The organism is Lactobacillus sp. ESL0261, assembly GCF_003693025.1.
Classification (GTDB): Bacteria; Bacillota; Bacilli; order Lactobacillales; family Lactobacillaceae; genus Lactobacillus; species Lactobacillus kullabergensis.
The window spans coordinates 43,078-58,597 of the sequence record NZ_REHN01000006.1 but is presented as its reverse complement, the minus strand read 5'-3'; the positions used below and the strand labels follow the sequence as shown (position 1 = coordinate 58,597).

General features: G+C 32.6%; 23 protein-coding genes and 1 other RNA gene. 4 read left to right on the top strand and 20 right to left on the bottom strand.

The genetic code is table 11. The annotated features are described in order from the left end of the window. Positions 1 to 3: 3 nt before the first annotated feature. The 5 genes from F5ESL0261_RS03865 to F5ESL0261_RS03845 form a co-directional block, all read right to left on the bottom strand. A complete protein-coding gene (locus tag F5ESL0261_RS03865) occupies positions 4 to 270 on the bottom strand; it encodes a hypothetical protein (RefSeq protein ID WP_122052224.1) in 267 nt (88 codons plus the stop codon). Positions 271 to 279: 9 nt separating this feature from the next. Beyond that, positions 280 to 759, bottom strand: coding sequence for a siphovirus Gp157 family protein (locus F5ESL0261_RS03860; protein ID WP_122052223.1), 480 nt, complete (start codon positions 757 to 759; stop codon positions 280 to 282). After that, positions 756 to 1,106: a hypothetical protein gene (locus F5ESL0261_RS03855; protein ID WP_122052222.1), complete on the bottom strand. Its 351-nt coding sequence runs from the start codon at positions 1,104 to 1,106 to the stop codon at positions 756 to 758. Before F5ESL0261_RS03855 ends, F5ESL0261_RS03860 begins: the two co-directional genes overlap by 4 nt. 219 nt (positions 1,107 to 1,325) lie before the next feature. Further along, a complete protein-coding gene (locus F5ESL0261_RS03850) occupies positions 1,326 to 1,667 on the bottom strand; it encodes a DUF771 domain-containing protein (protein WP_122052221.1) in 342 nt (113 codons plus the stop codon). Between the two features lie 20 nt (positions 1,668 to 1,687). Continuing rightward, positions 1,688 to 1,900: a transcriptional regulator gene (locus F5ESL0261_RS03845; RefSeq protein ID WP_147446228.1), complete on the bottom strand. Its 213-nt coding sequence runs from the start codon at positions 1,898 to 1,900 to the stop codon at positions 1,688 to 1,690. 273 nt (positions 1,901 to 2,173) lie between these two features. Here F5ESL0261_RS03845 and F5ESL0261_RS03840 point away from each other — a divergent pair, with 273 nt between their 5' ends. The 4 genes from F5ESL0261_RS03840 to F5ESL0261_RS03825 all read left to right on the top strand — a co-directional run bounded on the left by F5ESL0261_RS03840 (position 2,174) and on the right by F5ESL0261_RS03825 (position 5,000). After that, on the top strand, positions 2,174 to 2,524 hold the full coding sequence (locus tag F5ESL0261_RS03840; RefSeq protein WP_199699940.1) for a helix-turn-helix domain-containing protein: 351 nt from the start codon (positions 2,174 to 2,176) through the stop codon (positions 2,522 to 2,524). After that, a complete protein-coding gene (locus F5ESL0261_RS03835) occupies positions 2,524 to 2,931 on the top strand; it encodes a hypothetical protein (protein WP_122052218.1) in 408 nt (135 codons plus the stop codon). Before F5ESL0261_RS03840 ends, F5ESL0261_RS03835 begins: the two co-directional genes overlap by 1 nt. Positions 2,932 to 2,980: 49 nt before the next feature. Continuing rightward, complete coding sequence (locus tag F5ESL0261_RS10195) at positions 2,981 to 3,691, top strand: hypothetical protein (protein WP_233560893.1); 711 nt, start codon at positions 2,981 to 2,983, stop codon at positions 3,689 to 3,691. A 196-nt stretch (positions 3,692 to 3,887) separates the two neighbouring features. Then, positions 3,888 to 5,000: a site-specific integrase gene (locus tag F5ESL0261_RS03825; RefSeq protein WP_122052217.1), complete on the top strand. Its 1,113-nt coding sequence runs from the start codon at positions 3,888 to 3,890 to the stop codon at positions 4,998 to 5,000. A 70-nt stretch (positions 5,001 to 5,070) separates the two neighbouring features. Here the strand turns inward: F5ESL0261_RS03825 and ssrA are convergent. From ssrA to F5ESL0261_RS03745, 15 genes are all read right to left on the bottom strand, one after another. Further along, positions 5,071 to 5,436, bottom strand: a transfer-messenger RNA (tmRNA) gene (gene ssrA, locus F5ESL0261_RS03820). A gap of 98 nt (positions 5,437 to 5,534) precedes the next feature. Beyond that, positions 5,535 to 6,311, bottom strand: a complete 777-nt coding sequence (locus F5ESL0261_RS03815; protein WP_233560892.1) for a Cof-type HAD-IIB family hydrolase — start codon at positions 6,309 to 6,311, stop codon at positions 5,535 to 5,537. A gap of 261 nt (positions 6,312 to 6,572) precedes the next feature. Further along, positions 6,573 to 7,757 (bottom strand): acetate/propionate family kinase, encoded by a 1,185-nt coding sequence (locus F5ESL0261_RS03810; protein ID WP_122052216.1) that lies wholly within the window; start codon positions 7,755 to 7,757, stop codon positions 6,573 to 6,575. Between the two features lie 43 nt (positions 7,758 to 7,800). Then, positions 7,801 to 8,802, bottom strand: coding sequence for a class I SAM-dependent methyltransferase (locus F5ESL0261_RS03805; protein WP_034977650.1), 1,002 nt, complete (start codon positions 8,800 to 8,802; stop codon positions 7,801 to 7,803). A gap of 184 nt (positions 8,803 to 8,986) precedes the next feature. Then, complete coding sequence (locus tag F5ESL0261_RS03800; RefSeq protein WP_158595194.1) at positions 8,987 to 9,475, bottom strand: ComGF family competence protein; 489 nt, start codon at positions 9,473 to 9,475, stop codon at positions 8,987 to 8,989. 10 nt (positions 9,476 to 9,485) lie between these two features. Then, the gene (locus F5ESL0261_RS03795; RefSeq protein ID WP_045927864.1) at positions 9,486 to 9,731 is read right to left on the bottom strand and encodes a hypothetical protein; all 246 of its coding nucleotides are present in this window, start codon (positions 9,729 to 9,731) and stop codon (positions 9,486 to 9,488) included. A 19-nt stretch (positions 9,732 to 9,750) separates the two neighbouring features. Next, complete coding sequence (locus tag F5ESL0261_RS03790) at positions 9,751 to 10,182, bottom strand: Tfp pilus assembly protein FimT/FimU (protein ID WP_122052214.1); 432 nt, start codon at positions 10,180 to 10,182, stop codon at positions 9,751 to 9,753. After that, positions 10,163 to 10,501, bottom strand: a complete 339-nt coding sequence (comGC, locus tag F5ESL0261_RS03785) for a competence type IV pilus major pilin ComGC (RefSeq protein WP_233560891.1) — start codon at positions 10,499 to 10,501, stop codon at positions 10,163 to 10,165. Before comGC ends, F5ESL0261_RS03790 begins: the two co-directional genes overlap by 20 nt. 9 nt (positions 10,502 to 10,510) lie before the next feature. Then, positions 10,511 to 11,515: a type II secretion system F family protein gene (locus F5ESL0261_RS03780; protein ID WP_109586135.1), complete on the bottom strand. Its 1,005-nt coding sequence runs from the start codon at positions 11,513 to 11,515 to the stop codon at positions 10,511 to 10,513. Then, entirely contained in the window at positions 11,481 to 12,455 is a 975-nt protein-coding gene (comGA, locus tag F5ESL0261_RS03775; protein ID WP_045927861.1) for a competence type IV pilus ATPase ComGA, read from the bottom strand. Before comGA ends, F5ESL0261_RS03780 begins: the two co-directional genes overlap by 35 nt. A gap of 119 nt (positions 12,456 to 12,574) precedes the next feature. Further along, positions 12,575 to 13,108 (bottom strand): NAD(P)H-dependent oxidoreductase, encoded by a 534-nt coding sequence (locus F5ESL0261_RS03770; RefSeq protein ID WP_109586134.1) that lies wholly within the window; start codon positions 13,106 to 13,108, stop codon positions 12,575 to 12,577. Positions 13,109 to 13,130: 22 nt separating this feature from the next. Beyond that, positions 13,131 to 13,808: a flavodoxin gene (locus F5ESL0261_RS03765; protein WP_109586133.1), complete on the bottom strand. Its 678-nt coding sequence runs from the start codon at positions 13,806 to 13,808 to the stop codon at positions 13,131 to 13,133. A 286-nt stretch (positions 13,809 to 14,094) separates the two neighbouring features. Next, entirely contained in the window at positions 14,095 to 14,475 is a 381-nt protein-coding gene (locus F5ESL0261_RS03760) for a VOC family protein (RefSeq protein ID WP_109586132.1), read from the bottom strand. A 260-nt stretch (positions 14,476 to 14,735) separates the two neighbouring features. Then, positions 14,736 to 15,026 carry an LPXTG cell wall anchor domain-containing protein gene (locus F5ESL0261_RS03755; protein WP_109586131.1) on the bottom strand — a complete coding sequence of 97 codons (291 nt, stop codon included), beginning with the start codon at positions 15,024 to 15,026 and terminating at the stop codon, positions 14,736 to 14,738. A gap of 172 nt (positions 15,027 to 15,198) precedes the next feature. After that, positions 15,199 to 15,465: a hypothetical protein gene (locus F5ESL0261_RS03745; RefSeq protein WP_109586130.1), complete on the bottom strand. Its 267-nt coding sequence runs from the start codon at positions 15,463 to 15,465 to the stop codon at positions 15,199 to 15,201. Positions 15,466 to 15,520 lie beyond the last annotated feature (55 nt).

Sequence of the window (15,520 nt, the reverse complement as noted above, 5' to 3'; positions counted from 1 at the left end):
TTATTATTTACTATGTTTAATCTCCTGACTTTGTGCTTCGTCATAAACCATCTTTTTTGCTTCCTCAAACATGGATCTAATCACTGATTGAAACTGTTCGCTAGGTGATCCTTCATATGCGCATATTGGACTAGGATAATTTATTTCAAGGTAATTAATCGCGCCCTTATAGGTGTCCTGCTTCAAAGCTTCATTTTTTAATCTAATGGTCCAAAGTTCAATCGCTTTAAAAGTTTCTTCTTGCCACCTTAAAAAATCTTCATTTATCATAAAAACCTCCTAGCTAATTGTTGTTTTCCTATTTGGTTCTAAATGAGCACCCGGTATGTTTTGACCATCTTTCATATCTTGATAAAGTTTTCTCTTATCTATTGATGAAACTTCTTTGGTTACGATATAAACTTTAGGTAATTTACGTTCATCTGAAATAATAGTTTTTTGCTTATAATTGCGTGGTTTTAAAATGTAATGTTCTGTATGTAGTTCTTTAATTCCGGCATCATCAATCACTTCAGTCATATAATTTTGCAAATTATTTTTCTGATTTTCGTAATGATTTTTCTGCTCTGTAAGCTGCTTAATTTTGTTTGTCAAAAATTCGATGTTTGCAGTATTTCTTTCAATTAATCCAGCTAATCCATCCAATTTGTCATCTCTAGTCAGTTTTAGAGAATCAAGAGTATCTTTTAATGTTTCTGGATCAATATCATCCTTATCAGCAACTTCTTTGATTGCACTGTTTATTTCAAAAAGTTTCATTTTATTAAATCTCCTATTCTTTCACTCCCGTATGCCCATTCGATTATTGACGAAAAACTATCTCCATTATCAATATCACAAGAATCTGTTAAAAAATCGTACGGATCATAGTCCAGTTCTTCACATAATTTATCTAGGGAGCCATGGTTAATTTCTAAACGATGCTTTAGAAATTCCATATTGTTTTTATAAATATTACTTCCCTTAATTAAACTTGAAATCACTGAATTTTCGTGATCACCAATTAATGTTGCATCTGGATCTTCTTTAGCAATCTCTGCTAATTCTTCTTGAACATTAATGTCATGGATAGCTTGCTTTAGCTCATTACCATCTTTTACTTCCATATGTTATAATCTCCTTAGTATTATTAATATTTAATGGTCCGATTGCAGTCGGACTTTTTTATGTTCCTGGGATGTATTCGGGTAAGCTGAGAATGTAAATCGTTGACACCAGTCCAACAATTGCTACTATTAATAAGATTAATAATGAGCTTTTGCTTTTCAGTTCTATGTCTGTGTAGGTATTTAAAAAGTGTTGCCATTCTTCTAATATCCTTTCCATTACTGTGGCAATTTTGCGTTCCAATCTATTTCACCTCTGTGTTTCTCCATCCATTCAGCGGCTGGCTTTTCAAAAATAATTGTCTTACTTCCCTCCTCAGTTCTTCGTGGATTAACAACCCAGCCACCATTTTTCACGTTAACTTCTGGGAATTCATCAAAAATAAATAATCTGATCCAGTTTGGAGCTTTCTTACCGCAGTACTTTTTGGAAAATTCCTTCATTTTGATAGTTTTTCCGACTAGAGATTCTGCGGGAACATAACCCCGTTTTTCCATTATTTGATCAACCACTCCAGTCAAGGTTTCAACTGGTATTGGCAAATCTATTACTTTAGCCATCTTTATTCACCTCCTTCTAACTAACTATTCATCCCCAAAACCTTATATACTTTTTTCCTAACTGATATATCACGTGGTGTGGTTCCACCATGAATTGCATAGCTAAGTGTCGGTCTATTGACATTTAATAGTTCTGCCAAACTTGAAACGGTATACCCTTGTCGTATCATTTCAATTTTGATGTCACTAAAAATCTTTGACTTTGCTTCCGCTAAGGCCTGCTCTGCTGGCAACATAGCTCACTCCCTTCTTCCTAAAACAAAAGTGTAAATAATTTTGTCAATAAATTACGAATTTATATTGACTTTAATTCGCATAAGTGCGAATATAAAAGTATAATAAATAAGCGTTTGAAAGGTATCCCCATACTGTTCAATACTTTTTTATTTATTTAAATTTATAAGTAATTTATTTGACAAATATATTATTACGCATTATTGCGAATTTTTCAAGTTTAATTTGCGAATTTTGCGAAATATTTTTGTTGCTTTCCATTGGAGCCTTATATGACAACATTCGAACGCATAAAAGAATTAGCTCGAAAACATGGCTTATCATTAATTGAGGTAAATGATAAAGCTGGTTTAGGAACTAGAACTATATATCATTGGAAAAAACAAGCACCGACAGCTGAAAAGCTAAGAACAGTAGCAAAAGTTTTAAATACATCAACCGACTATCTTTTAGGTAATACCGATGATCCTTCGCCTACTGTAAATAAAGAAAGCCATCCTTTTGTTGACATCACGGATGACGAAACTATTTATTCATATCGTGGCAAACCGGTTCCTAAAGAATATCTTGATGTTATACGCAACTTAATGGACAGTGATATTAGAAAGGGCAAAGGTGAGTGATGGAAGATTTAATAAAATACCTTCTAAAATATGCTTTTGACCATGGAATTAGCTGCGCTTTAATTCTAAGAGAGCAAAGTTACCAATCAGTAGCTTTACCTGATAAAAAATTGATTGTTATAAACCAAAACAGTAAAAATAAATTTGAATTGCCTTTTATTATAGGCCATGAAATTGGTCATATTATGAATGGTAATGTTAACGGAGCTTTTTATTGTGGTAAGCCTGTTAATTCTGAGGAACGTAAGGCTGATCTATATTCGCTTAATCTAATATACAAGTATGCATCCAGTCAGTTTGAAACATTTGATGAGCCTGGCATTTTTATGGAACAGTTTGGCATCCCTTATCGTATTAAAGGCGATGTGTACAGACTGTTTAAAGAAAATGATGATCTAGTATTCTAATCTCAATGAAAACGTTATAATATATAAAACTTAATTTAGGAGGAATATTATGAGCAAGACATGTGCAATATGTGGTCAAAAACTATCTTTCAATAATCAAGGATATTCCGTTGGTAAAGAAAAAATATGTTCTGATGACAATAACTATTTAATCAAAGCACTAGGCTATAAATTACCTTTGGGCATAAAAGATACTGTAAAGGTTGAACTTGATAAAGGGAGATTACCTTTCAAAGAAGCCAAAAATTTAATTGAACAACAAAAGCTAAAAGATTCCATTGAACACCAGAAAACTTTAAATCAATTAAGACAGCAGTCCGAGATAGTTAAAAAAGAAGCTGTCGTTACCTCTGCTCCTAAAGAGGTAGAACCTGTTTCTGAACCTGAGCCTGAAATCGTGGATAATGCTAACCAAGAGCTCAAATCAGAAAACAATACTTATAGCAGTCAACCTGGCGAAACAGCTAACGTTACCGAACAACCAGTACAAGAAGAAAAAGCAAGCAAGTTAGAAAAGACCGTAAAAGTTACAAGCATGATAGGATCTGTTATAAACTCCATGCGACAACCACATTGTCCAAAATGCAGATCAACAAATGTTCAAGCCGTAGGTCAACATCGTAAAGGTTTTTCTGTTGGTAAAGCTGTTGCTGGTACTGCATTATCTGGAGGACTTGGTGCTATAGCAGGATTTGCAGGTAAAAATACCAAAAAGGTAGATATGATTTGCATGAACTGTGGTAAAAAATTTAGATTCTAAAGAAAACACATTGTCCAATAAGCAAGCTACAAATATAATGTGATTTACAAGGAAGACAAAAATAATAGTTACAAACGAATACAAAACAAAAAAGCTATTAAGAATACGCTTGGAAAACTAGTTCTTAATAGCTTAAAAAACAACAGGGTTATGCCCTTTTGCATACCCTATTATAGCATAGGAGATAAAATTTAAAATGGCTTATATAAAAAAGCGCGGTAAATCTTGGCAAGCTCAGGTATCTTGGTACGATGAACAAAACACTCGTAAATATAAGACTAAAAGTGGCTTTGCAACAAAAATGCAAGCAAAAAAATGGGCTAATGAATTTGAAGTAGCCAAAGATAAAAATTTAATATCGGATCAAGATCCAACTTTTGCTGATTACTTTGACGAGTGGTATAAACGCTATAAAGCACCTGGAAAATCAAATAATACTAAAAATCGATATGCTCATATTTACGTGCTTTTAAAAAAAGCCTTTGGCAAAACTAAGTTATCAAAAATGTCCCGTAATAAATATCAGGACTTTCTTAATGGTTATGGTAAAAATCATGCAAAAGATACAGTTCAGAAAACTAACGGTACAATTAGAAGCTGCGTAAAGGATGCTGTAAGTGATGGCTTAGTTAGAATTAATTTCACTGATAGAATTAATTTAACTTGGAACGAAGACAAAACAAGAAAAATAGAATATCTCAATTTTAAACAAGTTCAGCAATTAAAGACTCTGTTACTTAAAGATATTAAGCCAACATATGTCAGTCGATATATGCTATTAACAATTATCTATACTGGCATGAGGCCAGGAGAAATAAGAGTTTTAACTTGGGACGATATAGATTTTAATCATCTTGAAATACATATTACCAAGTCCTGGGATTATGATAATAATAAAATTATTAATTATGATTCTAATGAGATTAATAAAGAAACCAAAAATAAAACTTCAACTAGAGTAATCAAAGTTGATCAAAAACTATTAGACATTTTAAAACAATTAAAAGTAAATAATCATCAAAGATTGTTTATTGATAGTGCAGGTACCATTCCTACTTCAAATGCAGTTAATAAAGTTTTACGAAAACAATTAGATAAATTAGGAATTAAGAAGAAAGGTTTCCATTTCCACAGCTTAAGGCATACTCACGTTGCATTACTTTTATTTAAAGGGGTAGATCTTTATTCTATTTCTAAAAGATTGGGTCATTCAAATATGAGCATTACAGCTAATACATATGCTTACATGCTGGATGAACTTAAACAGAAATCTGATAGTCAAATTGTCAAAGTGCTTGATGAAATATAACAAGTCAGCGAACATTTGGCGAACATAAATACAGAAAAAGCCTCTAACCACAACGGTTAGAGGCTTTTATTTATGGAGGTGAGGGGAATTGAACCCCTGTCCAAACGCATTCCGTCACTGACATCTACGATCATAGTTACATTATTTGAACTTCACTAGTCCAAAACGCCATATAACAGGGCTAGTATGGACTAGCTAACCTGAAATGACTCTTTTTAACTATTCAGATGAGGTAGTTAAACGTAACTCACCAAGTTGATACTTGAATTCAGACGTGAGTAATCTGAAAACAAGCAACACATGCGCCTAAACTAGGCAGCTAATGCGTAAGAATTTTCTTTATTTGCAGTTATAAAACTGTGACGTTTTTACGTAGACGTGACCTACGAACCGCAGTCAATGCGAATCTACGCCTGTCGAATCCCAAAACACCCCCACTTTGGGTAAAAATAATTATAGCATAATATAGCAATCTTGCCTAATATTATAAAATCACTTTTTATTTATCAAAAACAAATTTGTTAAAAGCTAAGGCTATACCATTTTGATCATTTGATGCAGTTTCATAGTCAGCTTGTTTTTTGCTTCTGCAGAACCATTATCCATGACTACTGAAGTTCCAGCTACTTGAAACATTGGTATGTCATTTCGTTCATCCCCAATTGCCATTATTTCTTCCGTTTTGTAATTTAACTTTTGTGCTAAGTACTGTAATGCAATACCTTTATTAACATTGGCATGCATTACTTCTAAAAAATTAACGGCTGCTCTGACAACATAATTATCTTGACCAAAAACATGCTTAACTTCAGCTTCAATTTTATCTAGTTTTTCTTTTTCATCGCCAAAAACGGCTTTGATAACAGTTTCATTACTTGATAAATCTTGTGGTTTCCTAATCAATAATCCGGCATTGTTTTCCCATGCCTGCGTTACTGTTATTCTACTCACATTCAAATTGCTGGTAATAATTTGACTGTCAGCATTCACAATATTATAAAAAACTTTGTTTTTCTGACTAAATTTGTCAATTGCTTCATAAGTTTTTGCAGACAAACATTTCTCAAGTAATTTTACGTGCAACCCTGTTTCAATTACGGCACCATTAAAAGTTATTACATATTGATTATTGTTATTCAACGCCAATTCATCAATGAATTTTTTAACTCCAGCATAGGGCCTTCCTGAAGATAAGACTACTTTAACATTTTTGCTAATTGCTTTTGTAATTGCTTCTCGAGAAGATTCTAGAATCTTACCTTGACTATTTAATAAAGTATCATAAACATCAACAGCTACTAATTTAATCATTTATGTTTCTTTCCAATAGTTAGTTATTGTATAGCCTGGCCTCCAAGCTTACTTTTCATTATACAGAAATTTTCAAAATAAAAAATTGTATATCTAAAGGGTTTTAAACATTTATTTATGTTAACTGTTAATTCAAAATATGTAAATTCTATAACTAAGTCACTTCTAACATCAGCAAATCAACCTCATATTAGCTCATTTTCAAAGTAAAAGAAAACCGTTAAGAAAGTTTCTTAACGGTTCATAATTTTTTTGTTTTTATTAATTCAAATGTGCTAATCGAACGACATCACGCTCAATCATTAATTCCTCATCAGTTGGAATAATTAGAGCTTTAATCTTTGAATCTGGTTTAGTAATAAACTTCTCGCCATTAGATTTATTTGCTTCCATGTCAGGCTTTAAGCCTATAAATTCAAAAGATTTCATTACATTTTCACGAATGTCGGAATCATGCTCACCTACGCCTGCTGTGAAAATAATTGCATCTGCGCCCTTCATTTCCACCATATAGGAGCCAATATATTGGATAACACGATTTACAAAAATAGCTCTAGCGAGATCAGCTTTTTTATCAGAATTATTCTCTAGATCACGCATATCAGAAGAAATTTCAGAAATTCCCAGCAGACCAGACTTATCATTCAAAATCTCAATCATTTCATTGATATCAATATGGTCTTTATTCATGATATATTGCAAAACAGATGGGTCAACATCACCTGAGCGTGTACCCATAGTTATACCAGCCAATGGAGTAAAGCCCATTGATGTATCAAAGGACTTACCACCTTTAACTGCAGTGATGGATGCACCTGAACCAAGGTGACAGACAATTAACCTTAAATCTTTAACATCTTTACCCAACATCTGAGCAGCGCGTCCTACAATATAACGAACAGAAGTACCATGAGCACCATACTTACGAACACCATATTTTTCATAATAATGATAGGGAATCGAATACATATAATGCACAGGATCTAAAGTTTGATGGAATGAGGTATCGAAAACGCCTACTTCAGGAACACCAGGCAGTAATTTCATAAAGGCTTCAATGCCCTTCCCTTCTGCCGGATTATGAAGTGGGGCATATTCTTTCAAATCATAAATCTTTTGAAGTTTTTCCTTGTCAATTAGAGCAGAATCAGTAAAGTCTTCTCCACCTGCAACTATTCTATGGCCAACACCTACAATTTCACTCAAATCGTTAATCACATGGTATTTCTTTAATGCTTCAAGTAGTAAATTAACTGCAGTTTCCTGATCTGGAATGGCAACATTCTCTGAATGTTTTTCACCATTCTCCAGTTCAATTTCAAAAGAAGAACCGTCAATACCAACTCTGTCAGCAATTCCATTTGCTAAAACCTTTTCTTCAGGTAAAGCAAACAACTTATATTTAAATGAAGAACTGCCTGAGTTGATTGCTAAAACTTTTTTCATAAATGTAATTCCTCCATAAACTTGACTTTGAAATTTTCACAAATCAATCAATGTTTTTAGTATACCACTCATTTAGTTTAACATTAAGCTTTATTAGGTCTTGTTCACTTTTAAATGAATCTAACTTTGTGAGAAAAACTTCACTATTTCTGATATTTTTTCCATGATTTTGAAAGGCCAAAATTGATTTTTGATTAAATTTATTCTGAAAAGCACTGTCGGGTAACTCAATTATTGCACGCAGAAAAACCTTATCAGTTAGCCATGGCATAAAGTCACCACCACCTTTGCCAGACAAAATATTTTGTGGCACAATCAGGAAAGCATAGCCACCGGCTTTAAGATTTTTAATGATCTGTTCAATAAATAAAAGATGAGCAAGCGAATGTCCATTCTCAGATTTGGTAGCAAAATTTTTAGCGTTTTTATCAATTGGATAATAACCAACTGGTAAGTCACTTACAACAACATCAGGGCTTTTAAACATCCAGGGAGTTAGAGCATCCTGACAAAACATTTCAATATCAATATCACTCAAATGAGCTTCAATATCAGCAAAGCTCAACATTTCTTCATCATTATCAATACCATAGAGTTCAAAATCAGACTTTGAGTGATTAGCACTTTTCAACTGATTGACTACAGAAAACAATAAATTTCCAGTTCCAATAGCAGGATCGGCAATTATCAACCTTTCCTTTGGTAAAAGTTTTAGCATAAACATTGCAATTACTGTTGAAATCGCAGGAGGTGTCGGCATCTGATTAACATCCAACCCGTCTTCATTAATTGCTTTTAAAGTTAAATAAGTAAAAATTTGCAGCTTTAGCTTATTAGAAAGTCCGCTATAATCTAATTTTTCATATTTTTGACTCAATTCTTGAACCGTTTTTTTGTCGGGAGCTCCCAGTTCAACCTTAATTTGACTATTTTCGAGATTATCAAAAGTTTCTGTCAGAGCTTCACCAAATGAGACATTTAGTGCCTCTTGCAAGCATTTAACACAGTCCAAGAAATTATTAAACAGTTTTTCAATATTATCCATTGCTTATTCCCCTTATCTCTTAAATATTTTAATAGAAGAAAGGTAATTAGAGCAAGAGAATCAATCATTAATTAAGTACTCAATTAATAAAAAATCATTTTCCATGCTTTCTTGATAAACATCTAGATAAAATTGAATAAAAACTAAGCAGGTGATTAATACCAAAATACTGCTAAGAAAAGCATTAGCTTTTAATCTTAGTCTTTTGTTTTCGATCATTTAATACCTTCTCTTTCTCATTTTTTGTCGGTCTTGAGTTAAATTTAAAATATAATTCTGATTTTCTGCCGTCTGTTTCTGTAACTTCTATTTTCAACATTCTATCATTGGTTGTAAAGCTAGACCTTTTTACATCTAACAATAGTGGCATATGTCCGCCTTCGGGAGTGGTCACGCGCAACATATTTTTATATTGAGTCAAACGATATATTGTATCTTTTCCTTGCGCATCAATTTTCTTAAAAACAGCCTTTTCAGAATTAGATCTCTCTGGTAAGGTAAATGCTTTTACATTCTGTTTCTCTTTAATAAATCGGTTTAGCTGCACGTAAGAAAATACAATGTCGTCAGTGCGATGTTGAACTTTATTTGCTAGAGTAAGACTTTTTAATAAATTCTGTAGAATCAGTACTACGATCAATGTTATAAAGACCGCAAACACTGCTTCTGCCAAAATAAAGCCTTTAGTTTTTAATTTTGTATGTCTTTTTTTCTGCCATATCATAAATGCTATTATTACCATTAAGCTCATAAATATGATCGTGGATTAATATTCTTTTTAATCCATGCTTTTTCAAAACACTCCAAGCATATGTGCGATCAGTTTTTTGTTCTACTTTACGCTCAATTATTCTACTTTCTCTGACTGTTAAAGCTAACATTATGACACCGACTGTTGCGATCATCAAACCAATCATGCTTTCTGCCATTAAGAACCCGCTCTTTTTCCTATTTATCATCAATTGCTCGTCCCCAAGTCATTTGCAACTTCACTCTTCGTGTATAGTGATGGTTAGTAACAGTAATTGTGTGAGGTGGTAACGAACCACTAATTGAAATTTTTAATAATCTTAAGTTACTTATACTTATTTGTGGTTTTATTTTTATTATCTGCGGCTTTTTTCCACCAATAATTATCAATTTTTTTGACGTAGGATAATATCTGACTATACTTGTACGGTTTTGTATAGCTGATCTTCTTGCTGCATGTTCAATAGAGCTTTTAATCTCTTTGACCGTGTTTTCCAATATCAGCTTTTCCCTATATTCATTTATTTTTATAGTGCCTAGACCCACTAATCCAAGCATAATAGTGAGGGTAACAACCATTTCAGCCAGAGTAAATCCTTGCAACTTGAACTTATTTAGCATTTTTTTCAACTACACCATCATTTACAGTATAGTTTTTAGACTTTGAAAATTGCTTCTTCGTTAAGTAGCCATCATCAAACATATTTTGAAAGTTAATTTCTTTACCATTACGGTCTTTATCATCCTCATAAAGTGTAGCTTGAGTTTGCAAGGTTGTTTTAAAAGCATCATTAGTCCTTTCATTAGCAGTATTTTTTTGTTTTGTTAAATTTGGTGCAATGATTATAAGCAGCATTACTATGATTGCAACCACTACTACCATCTCAATTAAAGTAAAACCTTTTACTTTGTGCTTCTGAGATTTAATTTTTGTCAAAATGTTTTTCACTTTTTTCTCCTATATTTCCTGCATCATTGCATACATTGGCAATAAAAGCTTCAAATATAATCCAATAATGCATAAACCGATTAAAATAAAACAAACAGGTTGAACATTTACTATTAATTTTTCAATTTTTTGTGCTAAGTCATTAAAAAGAGATCGTCCTAATAATAAAAATCTCTTACTCAAGTCTTCCCTTTTTGATCCAGCTTTTAACAGCAACAGAATTTCATTGGGTAAAAATTGTTCATTTTTAATGATCTCCTCCGGACTCATTCCTTTAGCAAGCTGTTTACCAACTTTTGTGCCCACATATTGCTGTAAAGATCCCTTAACTTGCATTGCTGAATAGTCACAAATCTTTTGCAAGGAAAAGCCACTAGCAAGTAGTAGTCCTGTATCATAGATCAAAATATATTTCACATAAATTTTGATCAATGGCCCAACAACTGGAAAGTGACTAAGTCTACTCAAAGAGTGATAATCTTGTTTTCTTAGTAACAGAAGAATTCTGCTCATAAAATAAACTAAGCCTAAACTCAAAATTAATAAAAGTAATAACAGGCAGTCTCCAGTATGTTCACCAGATTCAGCAAACTGATTAGATACAAAAGTCTGCATAAACAATAAAAGAAAAATCATCATTAACACTAATATAAAAGGGTATGTCATTTCAGATTTTAACTTTTTTATTTGTTCATGTTTCAAACGAGTTAGAGTCGCAATTTGGGTAAGACATTCAATTAGGTTTCCCTGTACCATTGACAGCTCAATCTGAGTAGCAATAGTCTTGGAAAAGCCCAAATTAAGCATTTCGAAACTTAGTTTTTTTCCTGACTGAACGCTTTTACTTAATCTATTAAACAAGTTCTTTCTTTTAGGCCATATTATTGGCATCATTTCTAAGCTGGTATTTAACGAAAAGCCATTTGATAAACTATTTTGTAAATATTCTAGAAATTCAATCCGTTCTTTATTTGTTAGCTTATCCTGCCTGAAATTGTTCAAAGACCTGTTCACTAATTCTTTTCCTTTCCTTTAGTCTGACCAAATTTTGGTGCCAATTAACATAATCACATCGTTTATGCTTGCTTATGTCTGCCTGTAATTGATGCCCACTGTCAATATCCATTAAGCAGGCAAAACCCGTATTAGTTGGCAGTAAGCGTTGATAACTAACAGCGGTCAAACAGTTATAAAGATCAGCCGTATTAATATTTAGACTTTCCAATCTCGAAATAGTCTGCAAAGTACTTTTGGCATGAACAGTTGCAAAAACAAGATGGCCACTTAGAGCAGCATCTATTGCCAGCCTCGCAGTTATTGCATTTCTAATTTCACCGATTATTAGAATATCTGGTCTATGACGTAAAGCTGCTTCAAGCAACTTGGAATATGTGATTTCCGCAGTCATGTTAACCTGCGTTTGTAAAAAACTTATTTCATGTATTTCTACAGGATCTTCAATTGTCATAACCATCTGATTTTGACCTATCATTTTTGCCAAGTTATACATAGTTGTAGTTTTGCCCGATCCTGTAGGGCCACTAGTAACTATTAAGCCTCTTCTTTGAGCCAAAGTTTTCAGATTCTCAATTTGTTCATCAAAAAAATATTTACCCGTACTTATCTGATAAATAATTCTAATTACCAACGATTCATGATCATTGAAATCTCCAATACTTGATAACCGCAGGTAATATATTTGTCCCTTAAAATCATATTCGAATGCTCCTACTTGTGGTCTGCGATGTTCGGCTATATCCATTTGAGCAGCAAATTTTAAAAAATTGATCATTTCTTTGCCTTCTTTTATTGAATATTCAGCCTGCTTTTCTATACCAATAATTGTGCGAAATCTAACAACTAGATTAACTCCCCGCATTAAAAAGAAAATGTCACTTGAATGCTTATTTATTGCATCTTCAATTAAAGAATTAACAGCTTCTTTGATTTTCATAAAAACCTCCTCATCTTGCTACCATTATTAATTACGCAAAAAAAAGAATTTTTCTCACATAACAAAAAAAGCTCGCACAATTGTGTGAGCTTAGCTAAAAATAACTATGAGAAAGAAAGTTATTTGTTGCTTAAAATATAGTCAACATATCTCTCAGATTCTTTTTTTAACTGTTCATCTGTTAGATTTTGCATTACTCCTTGGAGGATAAAAGGTTTCAGAAATTTTGTTCCTATTAAGTTACTTGTAGCTTTAAAAGGAATAAGCATTTCATCAATGGTATAATGAAAATCACCATAAATATGATAATTTTTAGCTGGAGCACCAGTAGAAACAGCAATCACCATTTCTTTGCCTTTAAGAGCATTTCCTGTACTTCCATAAGCCCAGCCATGTAGAAGAACTTGGTCTTCCCATTTTTTTAATAAGCTGGGGCAACTATACCAATACATTGGAAATTGTAAAACTATTCTACCGGCTTTTTCTAACAGACTTTGCTCTAATTCAACATCTATTTTCTCATCTGGATATTTTTCGTATTCATCCCTTACTATCACCTCCTTTGAAGTATTTTTTAGAACTTCTTGTTTCAAAGCTTTATTTACTCGTGAATTATTTATATGCGGATGAAAAATCAAAACTAAAGTTTTCAATATAGTTTCCTTTCTTTTATGTTTAGTATCCTAAATCATGAAGCCATGAATCTACTTTGGCTTTGGCAGAGGCAGCATTTTCTCCTTTAATCTCAAAACCTTTTTTCAATTTTGCTTTAGGAAAAACACTATGAATAGTATTTAGTGACTTGCCCCAACCCGAACTCGCATTTGTAGAAAAGGGTATTATTGTTTTATTATTAAGGTCGACCTGATCCATAAAGGTTCTGACAATCATTGGAATATCATCCCACCAAATTGGATAACCCAAAAAGATGGTGTCATATTTAGAAACTTTAGGTAGCTTACCCTTTATTTTTGGTCCAGCATTATTTTTTTGCTCCCTTTCAGCTTGACTTACTGTTTGATCATAAGATTTTGGATAAGCCACTCTGGGTTTAATCTCAAAAATTTGGGCACCAGTAACTTTTTTAATTTCATCAGCAATACGTGCAGTATTTCCCCGCGTTAAATTAACTCCAGGATAATTTTGACCAGATCTTGAAAAATAAACGATTAAAATGTGACTTCTGTTCACACTTTTTACTTTTTTAGTTGAAACCTGTTCATTTCTTTTGTCATCCGCTTTTTCCTGAGCCTGATTTTTATTTATAAACCAGTACAGGCCTAAACTTAGAATTACTAGTATTAAAAGTAAGACCATAATAATTGTAGTTTTCTGCTTTGAAAATTTTTTCATTGATATTCTCCCAAAGTTTATTTATGAACTTAACGACTGAATCGTTTACCAAATTATTGAGGTTAAAAATATAAGTTAGTATTTCTCATATACGAAATTTTGTGGTTTGCCTAACATTATTGCCATTCACCACCTTTTACAATAAAAGTTTAAAGTCACATTTAATAATTGTCTAATACTAAAAAGGTATGTTAAATCATACTTTTTATGTTATATATCCCTATAAAAAACAAAAATCATACAATAATTGTATGATTTTTGTTTTGCTATTTAATTTTGTATAACTTTAGATATAATTCGAAATTTCAATTAAATTTTTATCTGGATCACGCACATATATTGAGCGAATTTTTCCATTTGCACCAGTTCGTAACACTGGTCCTAAAATTATTTTTAAATGTTCATTTTTAAAGTGCACTATTAAATCATCAATTGGAGTATCACTTATCAAACAAATATCACCTGCTCCAGGCGTTGGGAAAGCAGCTTTAGGATCAATTTCGTGTCCGATTTCATGTAAATTGATCTTTTGCTTTCCAATTTTTAGGGCTGTTCTGCCATTTTGAAAATTAATTGTTTCTATACCAAAATATTTATGATAAAAATCAGTAGTTGTTTTAATATTCTTAACTGTTAGCACTAAATGGTCAAGTCCAATTATAGCCATATTTACCCCACCTCTTTTGCAATTATTATATAATGCCTTAGAGAAAAACGTTTGGATTTGGTTCTGAGTGTTTTTTTCAAACCAAAAAGCAACACTTGCGTGTTGCTTTTATCCATTAAATACTTATTCTTGCTGCGACTTTAAAAACATACTTATTTAGATAGAAAAATTTTTTATTAATATGAATAAACACTAAGAATAATAAAAATCATTTAATCGCAGTTTGCCGGATTAGTATTTAAGGCTCATTCCAAATAGCCTCACTCTCCTTTCTTTTTACGGAAATCTAAGACACCTAATAGAGAACCGAAAAGAGCAATAATGCCGCTGATTAGCAAAGCTAACTGACTTTTCTTTTCGGTACCAGTTTGCGGTAATTTGGCTTTATCAGCTGCTTCTGTTTTTTGTTGGCTAGCTTCATTACTTGCTGTTTGTGCTTTATTTTTATTTTCTTGTGTCAAAGCAGACTTGTTTTTACCTGATGTTTGTGCATCGTTTGTTTGCTTTGGCTTTTTATTGTTATCAGGCTTTTTTGCTTTGTCATTTGGCAAAGGCTTATTAGTTGAATTGTTGTCAGTACTTTGTTCCGGTTTCGTCGTCGGAGCTTTTTTATGGTAAACATAAGTTACGATCTGCGGCAGATTAGTAAAGTAGCCTATCCGGTTGCCATTAACTGAATCATAAACATAATCGTCAATATCAAGTGGTGAACTGATGTAGCCATCACCAACGTTGCCGGACAGAATTTGAACTGGTTCTCACTAGTTTATTAGTCTGCGATTCAGCGCCTTTTCTATCATCTTGGTTAATAGAAGCAGCATTTACGTTAGAAGCGGTTTGTGAATTTTGCTCGTTTCTTGACAATGTATTCTGAGTTTCTGGGATAGTCTCATCGGCTTTAACCCTGTTCGTCTGCAAAGCTAAACTAAGTAAACAAATTGGCACTGACATAGCGGTTGCTAATAATTTATTTTTGTATTTTTTATACACTCTTTTTCTCCTCCCATATTAATTTTTAACAGTCAAAATAGGTTCAATAACTAAC

Coding starts and splice junctions, on each gene's coding strand:
- F5ESL0261_RS03805 (WP_034977650.1), bottom strand. CDS start 8,802: ATGGATAATATTGAAAAACTGTTTAATAATTTCTTGGACTGTGTTAAA.
- F5ESL0261_RS03850 (WP_122052221.1), bottom strand. CDS start 1,667: ATGGCTAAAGTAATAGATTTGCCAATACCAGTTGAAACCTTGACTGGA.
- F5ESL0261_RS03795 (WP_045927864.1), bottom strand. CDS start 9,731: ATGGCAGAAAGCATGATTGGTTTGATGATCGCAACAGTCGGTGTCATA.
- F5ESL0261_RS03855 (WP_122052222.1), bottom strand. CDS start 1,106: ATGGAAGTAAAAGATGGTAATGAGCTAAAGCAAGCTATCCATGACATT.
- F5ESL0261_RS03860 (WP_122052223.1), bottom strand. CDS start 759: ATGAAACTTTTTGAAATAAACAGTGCAATCAAAGAAGTTGCTGATAAG.
- F5ESL0261_RS03835 (WP_122052218.1), top strand. CDS start 2,524: ATGGAAGATTTAATAAAATACCTTCTAAAATATGCTTTTGACCATGGA.
- comGA (WP_045927861.1), bottom strand. CDS start 12,455: ATGAAAATCAAAGAAGCTGTTAATTCTTTAATTGAAGATGCAATAAAT.
- F5ESL0261_RS10195 (WP_233560893.1), top strand. CDS start 2,981: ATGAGCAAGACATGTGCAATATGTGGTCAAAAACTATCTTTCAATAAT.
- F5ESL0261_RS03810 (WP_122052216.1), bottom strand. CDS start 7,757: ATGAAAAAAGTTTTAGCAATCAACTCAGGCAGTTCTTCATTTAAATAT.
- F5ESL0261_RS03840 (WP_199699940.1), top strand. CDS start 2,174: ATGACAACATTCGAACGCATAAAAGAATTAGCTCGAAAACATGGCTTA.
- F5ESL0261_RS03765 (WP_109586133.1), bottom strand. CDS start 13,808: ATGAAAAAATTTTCAAAGCAGAAAACTACAATTATTATGGTCTTACTT.
- F5ESL0261_RS03760 (WP_109586132.1), bottom strand. CDS start 14,475: ATGGCTATAATTGGACTTGACCATTTAGTGCTAACAGTTAAGAATATT.
- F5ESL0261_RS03865 (WP_122052224.1), bottom strand. CDS start 270: ATGATAAATGAAGATTTTTTAAGGTGGCAAGAAGAAACTTTTAAAGCG.
- F5ESL0261_RS03815 (WP_233560892.1), bottom strand. CDS start 6,311: ATGATTAAATTAGTAGCTGTTGATGTTTATGATACTTTATTAAATAGT.
- F5ESL0261_RS03825 (WP_122052217.1), top strand. CDS start 3,888: ATGGCTTATATAAAAAAGCGCGGTAAATCTTGGCAAGCTCAGGTATCT.